This window comes from Enterobacter sp. ECC-175 (assembly GCF_043968675.1).
Lineage (GTDB): Bacteria > Pseudomonadota > Gammaproteobacteria > Enterobacterales > Enterobacteriaceae > Enterobacter.
Genome location: NZ_CP143776.1, coordinates 2,897,289 through 2,915,983 on the forward strand (window position 1 = coordinate 2,897,289; position 18,695 = coordinate 2,915,983).

Below are 18,695 nucleotides of genomic sequence, written 5' to 3' on the forward strand. Positions count from 1 at the left end.
GTCCTCGTTATCTAATGAGACTTCGCGCCGCAAACTATCAGCAAAGCCCCTGTTTTTTTTGCGTCAAATCAAGGACGCCTGATTTAGCCCCCTAAATAGTCACGCTTGCTGGCTTTGCGTACTCCCTAAGGGCTAATTTCTTAACGGACTATTCGCCGCGCGTATGCAATCGATGCTATAAGTTTTCCCTTTGAATATGAGGATAATGGCGAAGAGATGGACAGAAAGAGAGCAACGCTGATCGGGCTGGCGGCGATCCTGCTGTGGAGCACTATGGTGGGGCTTATTCGCAGCGTCAGCGAGGGGCTCGGCCCGGTGGGCGGTGCGGCGATGATCTACACCGTGAGCGGATTACTGTGCCTGGTCACGGTAGGGCTTCCCGATATAAAACGTTTTTCTCCGCGCTACCTGATGGCGGGCAGCGTCCTGTTCGTCAGCTATGAGATCTGTCTGGCGCTGTCCCTGGGCTATGCGGCCACGCGCGCGCAGGCCATCGAGGTGGGCATGGTCAACTATCTTTGGCCGAGCCTGACGATCGTGTTTGCCATTCTGTTCAACGGGCAGAAATCGACGCTGTGGGTGATCCCCGGCCTGCTCGTTTCCCTTCTCGGCGTCTGCTGGGTGCTGGGAGGCGACCAGGGGCTGAACGTCGAGGACATAGTCCGCAATATCGTCTCAAGCCCGCTAAGCTACGCGCTGGCCTTTGCTGGTGCCTTCATCTGGGCGGCGTACTGCACCGTCACCAGCAGATACGCGAAGGGCCAGAATGGCATTACCCTCTTCGTGCTGCTGACGGCCCTGAGCCTGTGGGTGAAATATGCCTTGAGCGATCAGCCAGAAATGGTCTTTAGCGTGCCGGTGGTGGTGAAACTTTTGCTTTGCGGCGTGGCGCTTGGCTTCGGCTATGCGGCATGGAATATCGGCATTTTGCACGGCAACGTCACGGTGCTCGCCGCGGTGTCCTATTTTACGCCCGTGCTCTCCGCCGCGCTGGCGGCAGCGGTGTTAAGTTCTCCTCTCTCCTTTTCCTTCTGGCAGGGCGCGCTGATGGTGTGCGCGGGTTCGCTCCTCTGCTGGTACGCCACGCGAAGCACCTCGAAATAGCCTCATAAAAAAGGCCTCCCTGAATAACAAGGAGGCCCTGATGCGCGCGTCGCGCGGTTACTGCTGCGGCGCTTTCGCGAGGCTAAACCAAATGCCCACCGCCAGCACCAGCAGCATGGCGCCCGCGCTGCCCAGCGCCACGCTGTGGGAGGTAATAAACGCGGCCTTCGCGGCCCCGATAACCGCATCGGCCATCGACGGCGTGAGCTCCTGCGCTACCTTCACCGCTTCGCCAATCGACGACGAGGCCTTATCGGCAAGCGCTTCGTTAAGCCCCTGCGGCAGCACGATTGACGCCGAGAAGCTGCGGGTCAGCAGCAGGCCAAAAATGGCGATCCCGAGACCTGCGCCCAGCTCGTAGGACATGGTTTCGATTGCGCCCGCCGCCGCCGCTTTCTCCTTCGGCGCGGCCGCCATAATCGCTGAGGTTGACGCCAGCAGCGCGCTGGCGGCGCTGAAGCCGAGCAGCACCATCAGGCTCCACGCCTGCCACTGCTGGGTGCTGAAGTCGAGCGTTGAGAGCCCGATAAAGCTGACGGCGCTAAGCCCCATGCCGCCCGCCGCAACGAGGCGCAGCCCCAGCCGCCCGACCAGAATCCCGGCAATCGGGCCGCTAAAGCCGCTGGCGACCATCACCGGCAGCATAAACATGCCCGCCTCAAACGGCGTGAAGCCGTGAACAAACTGCAGCTCCTGCGCCATCAGCAGCTCAAAGCCTACCAGCGCGATCATCGCGGTCATCGCCATCACCACGCCGCTCAGGATAATGCGGTGGCAGAACAGGCGCATGTCGATCATCGGCACGCGGGCGCGAAGCTGGATGCGCACGAAGGTAAAGAGCATCGCCGCGCCAACCAGCAGCGTGCCCGCCACCAGCCACGGAGACAGCGCCCCCTTCAGGGCCGTTTTCGCGCTGAAGACCAGCAGCAGAATCGCAATTATCAGCATAATCGCGTGGCTGATGTTCAACGGCTGCTCGGGCCGCCCCTGCTGTGCGGGCACAAAGCGCGCGGCCAGCATCACCACCACGAGCACGATCGGCACGTTGATCAAGAAGACCGCGCCCCAGTAAAAGTGCTCAAGCAGCATGCCGCCAATCAGCGGGCCAAACGCCGCGCCGCCGGAGCCTACCGCCGCCCAGACGCCAAGGGCGATATTGCGATCTTTGGCGTCAACAAACAGCGTGCGGATGCCCGCAAGCGTGGCGGGAATGATCATCGCCGCGCCGATTGCCAGCGACGCGCGGGCGGCAATCAGCCATCCCGCCGACGGCGCAAACGCCGCGGCCAGGGACGACAGGCCAAACAGGGTGCTGCCGATAATCAGCAGCCGCTTAAAGCCAATGCGATCCCCAAGCGCCCCCATCGGCAGCACCATACCCGCCATCACCAGCGAGTAAATATCGATAATCCACAGCAATTCGTTGCCGCTGGCACCCAGCGTCATGCTCAATGTCGGCGCCGCCACGTGCAGCACCGTCGCGTCAATCGCTACCGGGATATAAACCAGCACGATAATCACTAACGCTAACCACTGACGAAACATAAATTTCCTTTTCCACCTAAAGCTGGACACATGTCCAGGAGGCGATCCTACGTAATGTTGAACACTTGTCCAGCTTTTTGTTACACTCGTTTCGTTCCCATTGAGAGAGAGTCACTATGCGGTATCTGACCAAGGACGAACGGCGAGAAGCGATTTTACAGGCCGCCATGCGCGTGGCGCTGGCGGAAGGGCTGGCGGCAATGACGGTGCGGCGCATTGCGGCGGAGGCGGGCGTCGCGACCGGCCAGGTTCACCACCATTTTGCCTCCGTCGGAGAGCTAAAATCGCTGACGTTCGTCAGGCTAATCCGCGACCTTTTAGATGCGGAAGTGGTCGGCGAGGAGGCCAGCTGGCGGGAACGCCTGCGGGCGATGCTCGGCAGCGACGAGGGCGGGTTTGAACCGTACATCCGCCTGTGGCGCGAAGCGCAGATCCTGGCGAGCCGCGATGCGGACATCAGGGGCGCCTACGTGCTGACGATGGAAATGTGGCATCAGGAAAGCGTCGCCATTATTCAGGCCGGCGCGTCGGCGGGCGAATTTACCCTTTCCGACCGGGCCGAGAATATTGCCTGGCGTTTGATCGGGCTGGTGTGCGGGCTTGACGGGATCTATGTATTAAATATGCCCGAAATGGACGACAACGCGTTTAATAGCCATCTTGATAAATCTATCACCCTCGAATTGTATTGATACCTCCAACGAGGTATTAAAATCCGCAAAAGGTTACAATTAGTAACACATAAAGCGATACCCTATTCCCATTCCAAACTCGGGGGTTCGCTTTTTTATCTATCCTTTCAGAAGCATCCAAAAACTTCCAATAACGTCAGTACTTCATATCCTGTCATCTATCTGATTTAACTTTACTTTTATCTTTATTTGGTGAAGCAAGAGGGCGATATGTCACAACAAGGTGAGAAAAAAAATCATTATCTGCTTAGCGACTGGAAACCTGAAAACACACAATTCTGGGAGAATAAAGGAAAGCCAATCGCGCGAAGAAATCTGTGGATCTCCGTCGCCTGTTTGCTTCTCGCCTTCTGCGTCTGGATGTTATTTAGCGCCATTGCGGTCAATCTTAATAAAGTTGGATTTAATTTCACTACCGACCAGCTTTTCATGTTAACCGCCCTTCCTTCTCTTTCCGGCGCGATATTGCGCGTGCCCTATTCCTTTATGGTGCCGATATTTGGCGGACGCTACTGGACGGTATTGAGCACGGTGATTCTGATTATCCCCTGCGTCTGGCTGGGGATCGCGATTCAAAACACCGCCACGCCGTACTGGGTATTTATCATCATTGCGCTGCTGTGCGGCTTTGCCGGCGCGAACTTTGCTTCCAGCATGGGCAACATCAGCTTTTTCTTCCCGAAAGCCAAACAGGGCAGCGCGCTGGGCATCAACGGCGGGCTGGGCAATCTCGGCGTCAGCGTCATGCAGCTGGTCGCCCCGCTGGTGATTTTCCTGCCGATGTTTACCTTCCTCGGCGTTCACGGCGTGCCGCAGGAGGACGGTTCCACGATGTGGCTCGCCAACGCGGCGTGGATCTGGGCGCCGCTGCTGCTGCTGGCAACCCTTGCCGCATTTTTTGGCATGAACGATATCGCCAGCTCAAAGGCGACGATTGCCAGCCAGCTTCCGGTGCTCAAGCGCTTTCACCTGTGGCTGCTGAGCCTGCTCTATCTGGCGACGTTCGGCTCCTTTATCGGCTTCTCGGCGGGCTTTGCCATGCTGTCGAAAACCCAGTTCCCGGACGTTAATATCCTGCACCTTGCCTTCTTCGGACCGCTGATCGGCGCGCTGGCGCGCTCTGCGGGCGGGATGATTTCCGACAGGCTCGGCGGGGTGCGCGTCACGCTGATCAACTTCGTCTTTATGGCGATCTTCAGCGCCCTGATTTTCCTCACGCTACCCGGCACGGGCTCGGGCAGCTTCATGGCCTTTTATCTGGTGTTTATGGGTCTGTTCCTCACCGCGGGGCTGGGGAGCGGCTCCACGTTCCAGATGATTGCGGTTATTTTCCGCCAAATCACCCTTACGCGCGTCAAGCAGCAGGGCGGCAGCGACGAGCAGGCGCAGCACGAGGCGGTGACCGAAACGGCCGCCGCGCTGGGCTTTATCTCCGCCATTGGCGCCGTCGGCGGGTTCTTCATTCCTAAAGCCTTCGGCACGTCGCTGGCGATGACCGGCTCCCCGGTCGGGGCGATGAAAGTCTTCCTGGTGTTCTACATCGTCTGCGTGCTTGTCACCTGGCTGGTTTACGGCCGCAAATCCTCACAAAAATAAGAATACCTCTTCGCCGCAGGCGCTACGGCGCCCTGCGGCCACGTTATCGAAGCAGGAGAAATGTCATGAGCAAACTGTTGGACCGCTTTCGTTACTTCAAACAAAAAGGCGACAGCTTCGCCGACGGGCACGGGCAGGTGTATCACACCAACCGCGACTGGGAGGACAGCTACCGCCAGCGCTGGCAGTTCGACAAAATCGTGCGTTCGACCCACGGCGTAAACTGTACGGGCTCCTGCAGCTGGAAGATTTACGTTAAGAACGGCCTCGTCACCTGGGAAACCCAGCAGACCGATTATCCGCGCACCCGCCCTGACCTGCCCAACCACGAGCCGCGCGGCTGCCCGCGCGGGGCAAGCTACTCCTGGTATCTCTACAGCGCCAACCGCCTGAAGTACCCGCTGGTGCGCCGCAGGCTAATTGAGCTATGGCGCGAGGCGCTGGCGCAGCATCCCGATCCGGTTATGGCCTGGGATGCGATTCAAAACGACCCGCAGAAGAGCCAAAGCTACAGGCAGGCGCGCGGCCACGGCGGATTTGTCCGCTCGAACTGGAAAGAGCTTAACCAGCTGATTGCCGCCGCCAACGTCTGGACCATCAAAAATTTCGGTCCGGACCGCGTGGCAGGCTTCTCGCCGATCCCGGCGATGTCGATGGTGTCCTACGCCGCGGGCACGCGCTACCTCTCCCTGCTGGGGGGCACCTGCCTGAGCTTCTACGACTGGTACTGCGACCTGCCGCCCGCGTCGCCGATGACCTGGGGCGAACAGACCGACGTGCCGGAGTCCGCCGACTGGTACAACTCCAGCTACATCATCGCCTGGGGCTCGAACGTGCCGCAGACGCGCACCCCGGACGCCCACTTCTTCACCGAGGTGCGCTATAAGGGCACCAAAACCGTCGCCATCACGCCGGACTTCTCCGAGGTTGCCAAGCTCAGCGACCAGTGGCTGGCGCCGAAGCAAGGCACCGACAGCGCCCTCGCCATGGCGATGGGCCACGTGATCCTCAAAGAGTTCCACCTCGATAACCCGAGCGATTACTTCCTCAACTACTGCCGCCGCTACACCGACATGCCGATGCTGGTGCTGCTCGACGAACAGGCCGACGGCCGCACGGTGCCCGGGCGCATGCTGCGCGCGTCCGACCTCACTGACGGGCTCGGCGAAGCCAACAACCCGGAGTGGAAAACCATCGCCTTTGACGTCGCGGGCAATCTGGTGGCGCCAAACGGTTCAATTGGCTTTCGCTGGGGAGAGAAAGGCAAATGGAACCTGGAGCCGCTGGCGGCGGGCAATGAAACCGAGCTTGCGCTCTCCCTCCTCACCGCGCAGGACAGTATCGCCGAGGTGGCGTTCCCCTACTTTGGCGGCAACGAAAATCCGCATTTCCGCAGCGTGAAGCAGGAGCCGGTGCTCTGGCGCCGCGTGCCGAGCAAAACCCTGACGCTCGCCGACGGCAGCCAAAAGCGCGTGGCCAGTGTGTACGACCTGGTACTGGCTAACTACGGCCTCGATCGCGGCCTGGAGGACGACAACGCGGCGGCAAGCTATGCCGACGTGAAAGCCTATACCCCTGCCTGGGGCGAGCAGATCACCGGCGTTCCGGCGTATCTGATCGAAAAGATCGCCCGCGAGTTTGCCGACACCGCGCACAAAACCCACGGCCGGTCGATGATCATCCTCGGTGCCGGGGTGAACCACTGGTACCACATGGACATGAACTACCGCGGGATGATCAACATGCTGGTCTTCTGCGGCTGCGTCGGGCAGAGCGGCGGCGGCTGGTCGCACTACGTCGGACAGGAGAAGCTGCGTCCGCAGACCGGCTGGCTGCCGCTGGCCTTCGCGCTGGACTGGAACCGCCCGCCGCGCCAGATGAACAGCACGTCATTCTTTTACAACCACGCCAGCCAGTGGCGCTACGAGAAGCTGACCGCGCAGGAGCTGCTCTCCCCGCTTGCGGATACCTCGAAGTTCAGCGGCCACCTGATTGACTTCAACGTCCGCGCCGAGCGCATGGGCTGGCTGCCTTCGGCCCCGCAGCTTAACCTCAACCCGCTGCACATCAAGGCGCGGTCTGATGCGGCGGGCATGACGCCCCAGGACTATACCGTTCAGGCGCTAAAGTCCGGCGACGTGCGCTTTGCCTGCGAGCAGCCCGACAGCGGCAATAACCACCCGCGCAACTTGTTCGTCTGGCGCTCGAACCTGCTTGGCTCGTCCGGGAAAGGCCACGAGTACATGCTGAAATACCTGCTTGGCACCGAGAGCGGTATTCAGGGGGAAGATTTAGGCTCAACGGACGACGTGAAGCCTGAGGAAGTGGAGTGGCAGACCGCAGCCATCGAGGGCAAGCTGGACCTGCTGGTGACGCTCGATTTCCGCATGTCCAGCACCTGCCTGTTCTCAGACATCGTCCTGCCGACCGCGACCTGGTACGAAAAAGACGATATGAATACCTCGGACATGCATCCGTTTATCCACCCGCTCTCCGCCGCCGTCGATCCGGCGTGGGAATCGCGCAGCGACTGGGAGATTTACAAGGGCATCGCCAAAGTCTTCTCTGAAGTGTGCGTCGGGCATCTCGGCACCGAAACCGACGTAGTGCTCCAGCCGCTGCAGCATGACTCTCCGGCGGAGCTTTCACAGCCGTTTGATATTCAGGACTGGCGCAAGGGTGAATGCGATCTTATCCCCGGCAAAACCGCGCCGAACATTGCGGTGGTCGAGCGAAACTACCCGGAAACCTACGAGCGCTTTACCTCGCTGGGCCCGCTGATGGATAAGCTCGGCAACGGCGGGAAAGGCATTTCGTGGAACACCGAGAACGAGGTCGATTTCCTCGGCAAGCTCAATTACGTCAAGCTCGACGGCCCGGCAAAAGGCCGCCCGCTGATTGAGACGGCGATTGACGCGTCGGAAGTGATCCTCGCCCTCGCGCCGGAAACCAACGGTCAGGTGGCAGTGAAGGCCTGGCAGGCGCTGGGAGAGTTAACCGGCCGCGACCATACCCATCTGGCGATCAACAAGGAAGATGAGAAGATTCGCTTCCGCGACATTCAGGCGCAGCCTCGCAAAATCATCTCCAGCCCGACGTGGTCTGGCCTTGAGAGCGAGCACGTCTCGTATAACGCGGGCTACACCAACGTGCACGAGCTGATCCCGTGGCGCACCCTTTCCGGCCGCCAGCAGCTGTATCAGGACCACGCCTGGATGCGGGCCTTTGGCGAAAGCCTGGTGGCCTATCGCCCGCCGATTGACACCCGCAGCGTGTCTCAGATGCGCGAGATCCCGCCGAACGGCTTCCCTGAGAAAGCGCTGAACTTCCTGACGCCGCACCAAAAATGGGGCATTCACTCCACCTACAGCGAAAACCTGCTGATGCAAACCCTGTCGCGCGGCGGCCCGATCGTCTGGATCAGCGAAACCGACGCCCGCGAGCTGGGCATTGAGGATAACGACTGGATCGAAGCCTTCAACGCCAACGGCGCCCTCACCGCCCGCGCGGTGGTGAGCCAGCGCGTCCCGCCGGGCATGACCATGATGTACCACGCCCAGGAGCGCATCCTGAACATTCCAGGCTCTGAAGTGACCGGGCGGCGCGGCGGGATCCACAACTCGGTGACGCGCGTCTGTCCTAAACCGACGCACATGATTGGCGGCTACGCGCAGCTCGCCTACAGCTTTAACTATTACGGCACCGTCGGCTCCAACCGCGACGAGTTCATCATGATCCGCAAAATGAAAAACATTAACTGGCTGGACGGCGAAGGTCGGGATCAGGTTCAGGAGGCGAAAAAATGAAAATACGCTCACAGGTTGGCATGGTTTTGAATCTCGACAAGTGCATTGGCTGTCACACCTGCTCGGTGACCTGTAAAAACGTCTGGACCGGACGCGAAGGCATGGAGTACGCGTGGTTCAACAACGTGGAGACCAAGCCCGGCATCGGCTACCCGAAAAACTGGGAGGATCAGGAGGAGTGGCAAGGCGGCTGGGTGCGCGGCATTACCGGCAAGCTGACGCCTCGCCTCGGCGGCCGCGTCGGCGTGCTGTCGAAAATCTTTTCGAACCCGGTTATGCCGCAGATTGATGATTATTACGAACCGTTCACCTTCGATTATCAGGATCTGCACCGCGCGCCGGAAGGCGATCATCTGCCGACCGCCCGCCCCCGCTCGCTGCTTACCGGCAAGCGCATGGACAAAATCGTCGGTGGACCTAACTGGGAAGAGCTGCTCGGCGGCGAGTTTGAAAAGCGCGCGCGCGACCGCAACTTCGACAAAATTCAAAAGGAAATGTACGGCCAGTTCGAAAACACCTTCATGATGTATCTCCCGCGCCTGTGCGAGCACTGCCTGAACCCAAGCTGCGTGGCGACATGCCCGAGCGGCGCGATTTACAAGCGTGAAGAAGATGGGATCGTGCTGATCGACCAGGACAAATGCCGCGGCTGGCGCATGTGCATCAGCGGCTGTCCGTACAAAAAAATTTACTTCAACTGGAAGAGCGGCAAGTCGGAAAAATGCATCTTCTGCTACCCGCGCATTGAATCCGGCCAGCCTACCGTCTGCTCGGAAACCTGCGTCGGGCGCATTCGCTACCTCGGCGTGCTGCTGTACGACGCGGACCGCATTGAGGAAGCGGCCAGCACCGAGCACGAAACCGATCTGTACGAGCGCCAGTGCGACGTGTTCCTGAACCCGCACGACCCGGCGGTCATCGAAGAGGCGCTGAAGCAAGGTATTCCGCAAAACGTGATTGAAGCCGCGCAAAAGTCCCCGGTCTACAAAATGGCGATGGACTGGAAGCTGGCCCTGCCGCTGCACCCGGAGTATCGCACCCTGCCGATGGTCTGGTACGTGCCGCCGCTGTCGCCGATTCAGTCCTACGCCGACGCCGGCGGCCTGCCGATGAGCGACGGCGTGCTTCCTGCAGTTGAGAACCTGCGCATTCCGGTGCAGTATCTGGCGAACATGCTCAGCGCGGGCGACACCGGCCCGGTGCTGCGCGCGCTCAAGAGAATGATGGCGATGCGCCACTACAAGCGTTCCCAGACCGTTGAAGGCGTCACCGATACCCGCGCCATTGAAGAGGTCGGCCTGACTGAAGCGCAGGTTGAGGAGATGTACCGCTATCTGGCTATCGCCAACTACGAAGACCGCTTCGTGATCCCGACCAGCCACCGCGAAATGGCGCGCGATGCCTTCCCGGAGAAAAACGGCTGCGGCTTTACCTTCGGCGACGGCTGCCACGGCTCCGACACCAGGTTCAACCTCTTCAACAGCAGCCGCATTGATGCGATCAACATCACCGAGGTGCGCGAACACGGGGAGGGAGAATAATGCAGATCCTCAAAATCATCGCGCTGCTGATCGAGTATCCCGATGAGACCCTGTGGGAAAGCCGTGACGAAGCGCTTTCGCTGATCGCGCACGACGCGCCGGTGCTGCTACCTTTTGCTCAGCAGCACCTGAGCGCCGCCCTGCTGGACAAGCAGGCGGAGTGGTGCGAAGTATTCGAGCGGGGGCGCGCCACGTCGCTGCTGCTGTTCGAACACGTTCACGCCGAGTCCCGCGACCGCGGCCAGGCGATGGTCGACCTGATGGGCCAGTACGAGAAAGCGGGCCTGCAGCTGGACTGCCGCGAGCTGCCGGACTATCTGCCGCTGTATCTGGAATATCTGAGCATCGTCACGGACGACGAGGCGCGCGACGGGCTGCAAAACGTCGCGCCGATCCTGGCGCTGATTGGCGGACGCCTCAAGCAGCGCGGCGTGGCGCACTATCAGCTGTTTGACGCCCTGCTCGCCCTGGCCGGAAGCCGCCTGTCAAGTGACAGTGTCACAAAGCAGGTTTCAGGCGAAAAACGGGACGACACCCGCCAGGCGCTGGACGCGGTCTGGGAAGAAGAACAGGTTAAGTTTATTGAGGACAACGCTACGTCGTGCGACAGCTCGCCGATGCAGCAATATCAACGACGCTTTAGCCAGGACGTCGCCCCGCAGTACGTCGACGTCGGCGCCGGAGGCCCAAAATGACGCACTACCTCAACGTGTTTTTCTATGACATTTACCCCTACATCTGCGCCACCGTCTTTTTCCTCGGCAGCTGGCTTCGCTACGACTACGGGCAGTACACGTGGCGCGCCTCGTCGAGCCAGTTGCTCAGCAAGCGCGGCATGAACTGGGCGTCGAACCTGTTTCACATCGGGATCCTGGGGATTTTCTTTGGGCATCTGTTCGGGATGTTAACTCCACACTGGATGTACGCCTGGTTTTTACCCGTGGCCGTTAAGCAGCAGCTGGCGATGATCGCGGGGGGGATTTGTGGCGTGCTGACGCTGATCGGCGGCTCCATGCTGCTGGTCCGCCGCCTGTTTAACCCGCGCGTGCGCGCCACCTCGACCACGCCGGATATCATTATCATGAGTATCCTGTTGATTCAGTGCATTCTCGGTCTGACGACGATCCCCTTCTCGGCGCAGTATCCTGACGGCAGCGAAATGATGAAACTGGTGGGATGGGCGCAGGGCATCGTAACCTTCAAAGGCGGATCGTCGGAAATGCTGAGCGGCGTTGCGCCCATTTTCCGCATCCACCTGGTGCTGGGCATGACCATCTTCCTGATCTTCCCGTTCACCCGTCTGGTGCACGTCTGGAGCGCGCCGTTCGAATATTTCACCCGTCGCTACCAGGTGGTGCGCTCGCGCCGCTAATCGGTGTTTTTCCCCCTCTCCCTGTGGGAGAGGGCCGGAGTGAGGGCATCAGCCCGCACAGGGATCTTTTGCCGGGTGGCGGCTACGCCTTACCCGGCCTACATTCCCCGCCGTTCCGGGCTATTTCCCCGCCTGCGGATGCGTGTCGAACCCTGCCATCACCGCCGTCAGTTCCGCCAGTGAAAATCCATGCTTCGGATCGTCTACGCCCAGGCCAAACCGCGCCTGCATGAGCGAATAAAGCGCTCCGGCGTCCGGCAAATGAATCTGCTCCTCCACGTGCCCGTTCTGCCAGTGGGTGAAGTTGAAATTTGTCAGCGTGAGCTTGCCGCCGTCCGGCAAATGACGACACATCAGCAGGTGGTGACGGAAGTGCGACTGCGGCCAGTGCGCTGACCAAAAGTTCCCCATGACGTAATCGTTGAAATACTGCGTCACGAGGTCAAAGTGGTACATCGACTGCCAGTGCTCGTGATGACGGAACTGGAGCACCCAGTCGTTGCCCTCGCTCAGCAGCCGGTAAAGCCCGTGCGGCGTGGCCTGTTCCTCGTTGGCGATCAGGCGAATCGGCGCCGTCAGCGTTTGCCCGCCAAAGCCGACGTCTGCGATCCAGCGTTCGCCGTTTAGCTCAACCAGCAGCAGGCGGTGCGTGCGCGGCGGCATCTGCGGCGGGTTGGCCAATACCACCCTTCCCAGCACGCTGCGGACCGTGAAGCCCACTTCGCGCAGCGCCCGTTCGAACAGGCCGTTTTGTTCAAAGCAGTAGCCGCCGCGTCGCGCCGTGACCAGCTTGTCGACCAGGCTTTGATCGTCAAGGTGGATCTCGCGCGGCAGAACCACGTCGATATTTTCAAAAGGGATGGCGCAGTTGTGGTGCAGATGCAGCCCGCGCAGGGTGTCGATATCGACAGAAGGCGGTTGCTTCCAGCCGATGCGGGCAAAATAGGCACTCAGAAATGGGGACATGGTGTAATTCCTTAGTAAGATATTCCCTGTTTATAAACTATTTTTTCCTATCCAGATGCGCAAAAGTGCTTTTTCGCCATACTCATCGTTATACATGAGGAGACACTATGAGCCACTTCAAGCCCGTTGAGCTACGCCACGCCAGCCGCCTGCTGAACCACGGCCCTACCGTACTGATCACCAGCCGCGATGAAACGATCGACAGGCGCAACGTGATGGCGGCCGCCTGGTCGATGCCCGTCGAGTTCAATCCGCCGCGCATCGCGATTGTGGTCGATAAAAGCGCCTGGTCGCGGGAGCTGATTGAGCGCAGCGGGAAATTTGGCATCGTGATCCCCGGCGTAGCCGCCGCAAACTGGACCTACGCCGTCGGCAGCGTCAGCGGACGCGAGGAAGACAAGTTCAACTGCTACGGTATTCCGGTCATTAAAGGCCCGGAACTGGGCCTGCCGGTGATTGAAGAGAAGTGTCTGGCGTGGATGGAGTGCCGGCTGTTGCCCGCAACCGCAGCGGCAGAGAAATACGACACGCTGTTTGGCGAGGTGGTTTCCGCCGCCGCGGATGCACGAGCGTTTGCCGCAGGCCGTTGGCAGTTTGACGGGGATAAGCTTAATACGCTGCATCATCTGGGCGCGGGAACGTTTGTGGCGAGCGGCAGGATGGTGAACGCTCCGGATTAAGAAAAAAGGGGGAACGCATGTTCCCCCTTGCCGAAAGCTACTTCGCACGCCGCGCAATTATCTCATCCGCAACGTGCTGTGGCGCTTGCGCAAAATGATGGAACTCCATCGTGTACGTCGCGCGCCCCTGCGACATTGAGCGCAGCGTGGTGGCGTAGCCGAACATCTCCGCCAGCGGCACGTCAGCGCGAATAATCTGGCTGCCGTACTGTTCTTCCATGCCCTGCACCATCCCGCGGCGGGAAGAGAGGTCGCCCATGATATTCCCGGCGTACTCCTCCGGCGTTTCGACCTCTACGTGCATCACCGGCTCAAGGATTGCCGGATCCGCCCTGCGCGCCCCCTCTTTGAACCCGAGGATCGCCGCCATGCGGAACGCCATCTCCGAGGAGTCCACGTCGTGGTAGGAACCAAACGTCAGCGTCGCCTTCACGTCAACCACCGGATACCCCGCCAGCACGCCGGAGTTCATGGCCTCGCGCAATCCCTTCTCAACGGAAGGAATATACTCGCGCGGCACCACGCCGCCCTTGGTGGCATCTTCAAATGTGAAGCCACTGCCGGGCTCTCGCGGCTCCAGGCTCAGCACCACGTGGCCATACTGCCCTTTACCGCCGGACTGACGGACAAATTTTCCTTCGATATCCTTCACCGCCCTGCGCAGGGTTTCACGGTAGGTCACCTGCGGACGCCCGATGCTCGCCTCTACGCCAAACTCGCGCTTCATGCGGTCAACGATGATTTCCAGGTGCAGTTCGCCCATGCCGGAGATGATCGTTTGCCCGGACTCGTCGTCCGTGTGCAGGCGAAACGACGGATCTTCTGCCGCCAGACGCTGCAGCGCGATCCCCATTTTCTCCTGGTCAGCCTTGGTTTTCGGCTCGATGGCGAGCGAAATCACCGGATCCGGGAACTCCATCCGTTCGAGGGTAATCACCGCGTTCGGATCGGTCAGGGTATCGCCGGTGGTGACATCCTTCAGCCCGACGCAGGCCGCGATATCACCCGCCCGCAGCTCGTCTACCTCGTGGCGGTCGTTGGCGTGCATCAGCACGATCCGTCCGATACGCTCTTTCTTGCCCTTTACCGGGTTGTACACCGCATCGCCTTTACGCAGGATGCCGGAATAGACGCGGATAAAGGTCAGCTGCCCGACGTACGGGTCGCTCATCAGCTTGAACGCCAGCGCCGAAAACGGTTCGTCATCGCTCGGGTGACGCTCCGCGTGCTGACCTTTCTCATCCACGCCGTCGATGGCGGGCACGTCAAGCGGGGACGGCATCAGCTCGATAACCGCGTCAAGCATGCGCTGCACGCCTTTGTTCTTGAAGGCGCTGCCGCACAGCATCGGCTGGATTTCACCCGAAATGGTGCGGATGCGCAGGCCCTTAATAATGTCGGCCTCGTCCAGATCGCCCGTTTCCAGGTATTTATCCATTAGCGCCTCGGTGGCCTCTGCCGCCGCGGAAACCATTTTTTCCCGCCATTCACGGGCGGTGCTGACCAAATCATCCGGCACTGGTGCATAGCTAAAGGCCATGCCCTGCGTCGCATCGTCCCAGATGATGGTGCGCATCTTGATCAGATCCACCACACCGCTGAAGCGATCTTCCGCGCCAACGGGGATCACAATCGGCACCGGATTGGCCTTCAGCCGCTCCTGCATCATCCGCACCACGCGGAAAAAATCGGCGCCGGGGCGGTCCATCTTGTTGACGAAGGCGAGGCGCGGCACGCGGTATTTATTCGCCTGTCGCCACACGGTTTCGGACTGCGGCTGCACGCCGCCAACGGAGTCATACACCATCACCGCGCCGTCGAGCACGCGCATGGAGCGTTCAACTTCAATGGTGAAGTCAACGTGGCCCGGGGTGTCGATGATGTTGATCCTGTGCGGCTCGTAGCTTCTGTCCATGCCCGGCCAGAAGCAGCTCACGGCCGCAGAGGTAATGGTGATCCCGCGCTCCTGCTCCTGGGCCATCCAGTCGGTGGTTGCCGCGCCATCGTGTACTTCGCCCAGCTTGTGGCTCATCCCGGTATAAAACAGGATGCGCTCGGTGGTGGTCGTTTTACCGGCATCGATATGCGCGGAGATACCGATGTTGCGATAACGTTCGAGAGGGATGGGTCGGGGCATGATAGATCCTTAGTCATTAAGACAGATGTGACGACCGGGATGGTCGCCTGTACGTTCGTTTGCTATAATAGTCCTATTGTACGAGTATTATCGAACTATTTATTCGCGATTAGCCTATCGTTGATATAGGGGTTCTACGCCGGAACCCCAGATTTTTCCGTTATCCCAGTTTCAGCCCGGCAACCAGCGCATCCAGGTCAATAATCTCATTGCTGCTCTGAAAGGTATAATGCCCGTTCAGCAAAATGTGCTGCCAGGCAACCGGTGATATTCGGGCCAGAGCTTCAATGCCCTTGGCATTGTCTTCCGCTTCCAGTCGTTCCAGCAATCGCGACAGGATCGCCGAGTTGTAATACACGATCGCGTTGGAAATCAGCCGCCCGCACTGGTTACTGATGTCTGTTTCAATGTCATTTTTTCCGGTTAACTCCTTCTTTCCGCCGACTTTGGCCACTGCGGCACGCAGCTGGTGATAAGATTCAATCCGGTTCTGGGAGCGCCGGATGTTGCGTTCCAGCTGCGGATCGCGCAGGTACTTCAGCGTATAGATGCTGCGTACCAGCCGATCATATTCGAATAGTGCCTGCCGGGTCGGATTGGTCGTGGTGTATGTGCACAGTTTGCGGACCAGCGTTCCCTGCGTCATTTCTTTCAGCCCCAGCGTGGCGACGATGCGATCGAGATTGCTTTTCTCGCGGATGATAAGGTCCCGGTCAATCTGTCCGGCGGGCTGGATCAGGCATTTTTTATAGGCCGACGGATCACTGATGCAGTACAGCTCCTGAAACTGCCGGTTCAGGCCCGTAAAATGAGGCTCAAAGCGCAGGCCAAACCAGTGCAGGATCGCAAAGTTGGCTTTATTTATGCTGTGCATGTCGCCGGTGATGGCCGTGGGTTTCACCTCTGAGGTGTTGCGGTACCAGATATCAAAGACATGGTGGGCTTCATAGTCGTTTGTGCCAATCAGATAACCGTTGATCGGGATGTGGTTACACAGCAGCGTGTAGGCCACCAGGCCTTTACCGCGGCCGAAGTATTTACGTGAATGCCGGGCCTTTACTGTCGGCCGCTCAATGCCAAACTTCTGCCCGTCAACGGCACCATAAAGCGTTTCCGGATCAAACGAATAGTGCGGGAAAATCGGCAGTGCCTCTATGGCATCGGTGATGCAGTCATTGGCCGTGACCAGTGAAGCCAGACGGAGGTACTGTTCGTACGTGGTTTCCAGCACATGGAACGGAATATCACTGGTTCGTGCCATCACCTGATTACCGTGATTCATTGCCTGGGCAACGATGACTGCCATCAGGCTGTCTGCATCGGCATTCTTTTTGGCATAGCGTGGCTGCAGCGGCTTCATGGCATGAAGAAACCGGCACTGGCCGTTAACAAACCGGAAGACGTCTGTTACATCGCAGAATGGTAACTGCTCATAAAATCGCCTCTCCTGCGCCTTATGACGGCCGACCACGGATTTATGCCAGGTCAGTTTCTGCGTTTCTTTATCGTATTCCAGATGTTTAAGCTTCCCCTGCTTCAGCTCGCGGTTGAAGGCTTTCCACTGCCGGTGCAGTTCGGACTCCAGCGCCTTGAGCTGCGATTTAACCGGCTTTTGCAAAAACGGGATATTCATTTCAGCCAGCACAGCGGCCTGTTCCCCTTCCGGCACCAGTTCATCAGAAAGATGGCGGTGGCGGAGACTGTCATTGAGGTGGAATTCACCCGCCTGAAAACGCTTTCTTATCTGGCGGTAGAGCCAGAACTCATAGCGCCCGGCGTTTAGGCCTGTGGGCTCGCCATCTTCCCCGAACTCCAGTAGATACGGGCGCAGCCGCTCCGGTAATGTACCCGGCGGGCATTCCGCCAGTGACCGCTGTGAAAGCGTCTGCTTTTTGCTGAACACCATTCTGAGCCAGCTCAGCGCGTCAGCCCACGGGCTGTCGTGGACCACGCTGGTGAGATCGAGTGACAAAAATAATGGCCGCAGGTGACGCCGGATTAATACCGTCATACCGTCCACGGCCTGCCACTACAGCGCCAGTTTACTGACGGGTTTTACACTCATGCGCTGTGCGGTGGTTTTCAGCGCCTCCCGCGGCATGATTTTCCAGGCCGACGACGGACTTCGCCAAAAGTAGTCGGGTCCGGGACGCTATCATCAACGTAAAGCGATAACAGCCGTCCGATTTTAGACGTTTCACGCCGGTGTTTTTCCTGGACGTCAGCCAGAAGCTGTTTGGCCACGCTGCGGCTCTCATCCTCGAGCTGTTTCATATGGAAAAACATCGCATCCACCAGGTTATCGCTGAACTGGCGGTAACGAACCCATGAATAGCACAGCAGGTAAAGGCGGGCCTGATCGGGCTTCAACTCTCGGAGATCATAAACGGTATAGAAATTTGCCAGGCTGGCGTAGTAAAGCAGATTCTGCTGAGAAATATTCAGGGCTGGCAGGATGTCGCAGGCTTTACGGTGCAATGGCGCCAGTATGGCCCGTTTTTCCCGTTCCTGGACAATCTGGCGCCAGCCGAAATCACGAGCATCCTGCCTGAGGACCGCCAGCCGGGAAAGGGTATCATCACGTTCAATCAGCGTGTTCAGACCATCGATGGTGGCGTCATCAAGCTGCTCCGTCAGGATACGCCCCAGCCGCTGCCTTTCATCAGAAAGAGTCCGGCTTACCAGCTCCTGAAGTGTGGTATAGCCAGGTCGGATGATTTTGTGCGCGTTGAGCCAGATGATCAACTCCGTGGCGACAAAGGCGGGAGTGATATCGCGGTGAACAATGTGGGCGGCCTGTTGTTCAAGCGGTGAAGACAGGGCCGATGACCAGGGGCGGTAACCATAGAGCGCGCAGATTTTTTCCCGCTGAGCATAGCGTTCCTGCTTATAGGGCAGTTTGTCAGGCAGTGACTCTCCGGGGAAATAACGGCTTAGGACAAAGCTGCAGTCGTCCGGAACATCGTCCCACCCGAAGCGGAAAAACAGGTGCTTGGCTTTAAAGTAAGCGATCTGGATGATGCAATACATTTGCGCGTGAAGCCCCCGACGGCTGCAGGCCAGCGCCAGTTCGGATTCATTCAGCGCCAGAAACTCCAGTCGCTGAGCATCATCGAAGTCAGGAAGGCCATAAAGCGCCTCCTGCTCAGCGACCGAAAGAATGCTGAGGAGTTTATTTTTGTTGGCCATCCCTGATCCTTATGCTTATACACGCAAATGTAACATTATCATTAAAATGCAACCTTTACGTGTCATA

11 protein-coding genes and 1 pseudogene are annotated in these 18,695 nt (G+C 59.1%); 8 read left to right on the forward strand and 4 right to left on the reverse strand.

Going from position 1 to position 18,695, the window contains the following annotated elements:
* Positions 1-216 precede the first annotated feature (216 nt).
* Complete coding sequence (yddG, locus tag V1599_RS13830) at positions 217-1,104, forward strand: aromatic amino acid DMT transporter YddG (RefSeq protein WP_395300256.1); 888 nt, start codon at positions 217-219, stop codon at positions 1,102-1,104.
* Between the two features lie 57 nt (positions 1,105-1,161).
* On the opposite strand, the gene V1599_RS13835 is transcribed toward yddG, so the two are convergent.
* Positions 1,162-2,649 carry an MFS transporter gene (locus V1599_RS13835; RefSeq protein WP_297123047.1) on the reverse strand — a complete coding sequence of 496 codons (1,488 nt, stop codon included), beginning with the start codon at positions 2,647-2,649 and terminating at the stop codon, positions 1,162-1,164.
* A gap of 116 nt (positions 2,650-2,765) precedes the next feature.
* Here V1599_RS13835 and V1599_RS13840 point away from each other — a divergent pair, with 116 nt between their 5' ends.
* The 6 genes from V1599_RS13840 to narI all read left to right on the forward strand — a co-directional run bounded on the left by V1599_RS13840 (position 2,766) and on the right by narI (position 11,656).
* On the forward strand, positions 2,766-3,341 hold the full coding sequence (locus V1599_RS13840) for a TetR family transcriptional regulator (RefSeq protein ID WP_395300257.1): 576 nt from the start codon (positions 2,766-2,768) through the stop codon (positions 3,339-3,341).
* A 210-nt stretch (positions 3,342-3,551) separates the two neighbouring features.
* Complete coding sequence (locus tag V1599_RS13845) at positions 3,552-4,937, forward strand: NarK family nitrate/nitrite MFS transporter (protein WP_395300258.1); 1,386 nt, start codon at positions 3,552-3,554, stop codon at positions 4,935-4,937.
* A 65-nt stretch (positions 4,938-5,002) separates the two neighbouring features.
* Positions 5,003-8,743 carry a nitrate reductase subunit alpha gene (locus tag V1599_RS13850; protein WP_395300259.1) on the forward strand — a complete coding sequence of 1,247 codons (3,741 nt, stop codon included), beginning with the start codon at positions 5,003-5,005 and terminating at the stop codon, positions 8,741-8,743.
* On the forward strand, positions 8,740-10,284 hold the full coding sequence (gene narH / locus V1599_RS13855) for a nitrate reductase subunit beta (RefSeq protein WP_112010082.1): 1,545 nt from the start codon (positions 8,740-8,742) through the stop codon (positions 10,282-10,284). The genes V1599_RS13850 and narH overlap by 4 nt, the downstream gene beginning before the upstream one ends.
* The gene (gene narW, locus V1599_RS13860; protein WP_395300260.1) at positions 10,284-10,979 is read left to right on the forward strand and encodes a nitrate reductase molybdenum cofactor assembly chaperone; all 696 of its coding nucleotides are present in this window, start codon (positions 10,284-10,286) and stop codon (positions 10,977-10,979) included. Before narH ends, narW begins: the two co-directional genes overlap by 1 nt.
* Positions 10,976-11,656, forward strand: coding sequence for a respiratory nitrate reductase subunit gamma (gene narI / locus V1599_RS13865; RefSeq protein WP_112010084.1), 681 nt, complete (start codon positions 10,976-10,978; stop codon positions 11,654-11,656). The genes narW and narI overlap by 4 nt, the downstream gene beginning before the upstream one ends.
* A gap of 120 nt (positions 11,657-11,776) precedes the next feature.
* Here narI and nhoA read toward each other — a convergent pair whose 3' ends face one another.
* On the reverse strand, positions 11,777-12,622 hold the full coding sequence (gene nhoA, locus V1599_RS13870) for an N-hydroxyarylamine O-acetyltransferase (protein ID WP_112010085.1): 846 nt from the start codon (positions 12,620-12,622) through the stop codon (positions 11,777-11,779).
* A 107-nt stretch (positions 12,623-12,729) separates the two neighbouring features.
* On the opposite strand from nhoA, the gene V1599_RS13875 reads away from it, so the two are divergent.
* Positions 12,730-13,302, forward strand: a complete 573-nt coding sequence (locus V1599_RS13875; RefSeq protein WP_395300261.1) for a flavin reductase family protein — start codon at positions 12,730-12,732, stop codon at positions 13,300-13,302.
* A gap of 37 nt (positions 13,303-13,339) precedes the next feature.
* Here the strand turns inward: V1599_RS13875 and fusA are convergent, their stop codons facing one another.
* Together fusA and V1599_RS13885 are read right to left on the reverse strand one after the other, a co-directional pair.
* The gene (gene fusA, locus V1599_RS13880) at positions 13,340-15,439 is read right to left on the reverse strand and encodes an elongation factor G (protein ID WP_395300262.1); all 2,100 of its coding nucleotides are present in this window, start codon (positions 15,437-15,439) and stop codon (positions 13,340-13,342) included.
* Positions 15,440-15,599: 160 nt separating this feature from the next.
* Positions 15,600-18,628 (reverse strand): annotated as a pseudogene (locus V1599_RS13885) (Tn3 family transposase).
* Positions 18,629-18,695: the final 67 nt, after the last annotated feature.

Coding starts and splice junctions, on each gene's coding strand:
- V1599_RS13840 (WP_395300257.1), top strand. CDS start 2,766: ATGCGGTATCTGACCAAGGACGAACGGCGAGAAGCGATTTTACAGGCC.
- V1599_RS13835 (WP_297123047.1), bottom strand. CDS start 2,649: ATGTTTCGTCAGTGGTTAGCGTTAGTGATTATCGTGCTGGTTTATATC.
- narH (WP_112010082.1), top strand. CDS start 8,740: ATGAAAATACGCTCACAGGTTGGCATGGTTTTGAATCTCGACAAGTGC.
- yddG (WP_395300256.1), top strand. CDS start 217: ATGGACAGAAAGAGAGCAACGCTGATCGGGCTGGCGGCGATCCTGCTG.
- V1599_RS13850 (WP_395300259.1), top strand. CDS start 5,003: ATGAGCAAACTGTTGGACCGCTTTCGTTACTTCAAACAAAAAGGCGAC.
- fusA (WP_395300262.1), bottom strand. CDS start 15,439: ATGCCCCGACCCATCCCTCTCGAACGTTATCGCAACATCGGTATCTCC.
- V1599_RS13875 (WP_395300261.1), top strand. CDS start 12,730: ATGAGCCACTTCAAGCCCGTTGAGCTACGCCACGCCAGCCGCCTGCTG.
- nhoA (WP_112010085.1), bottom strand. CDS start 12,622: ATGTCCCCATTTCTGAGTGCCTATTTTGCCCGCATCGGCTGGAAGCAA.
- narW (WP_395300260.1), top strand. CDS start 10,284: ATGCAGATCCTCAAAATCATCGCGCTGCTGATCGAGTATCCCGATGAG.
- V1599_RS13845 (WP_395300258.1), top strand. CDS start 3,552: ATGTCACAACAAGGTGAGAAAAAAAATCATTATCTGCTTAGCGACTGG.
- narI (WP_112010084.1), top strand. CDS start 10,976: ATGACGCACTACCTCAACGTGTTTTTCTATGACATTTACCCCTACATC.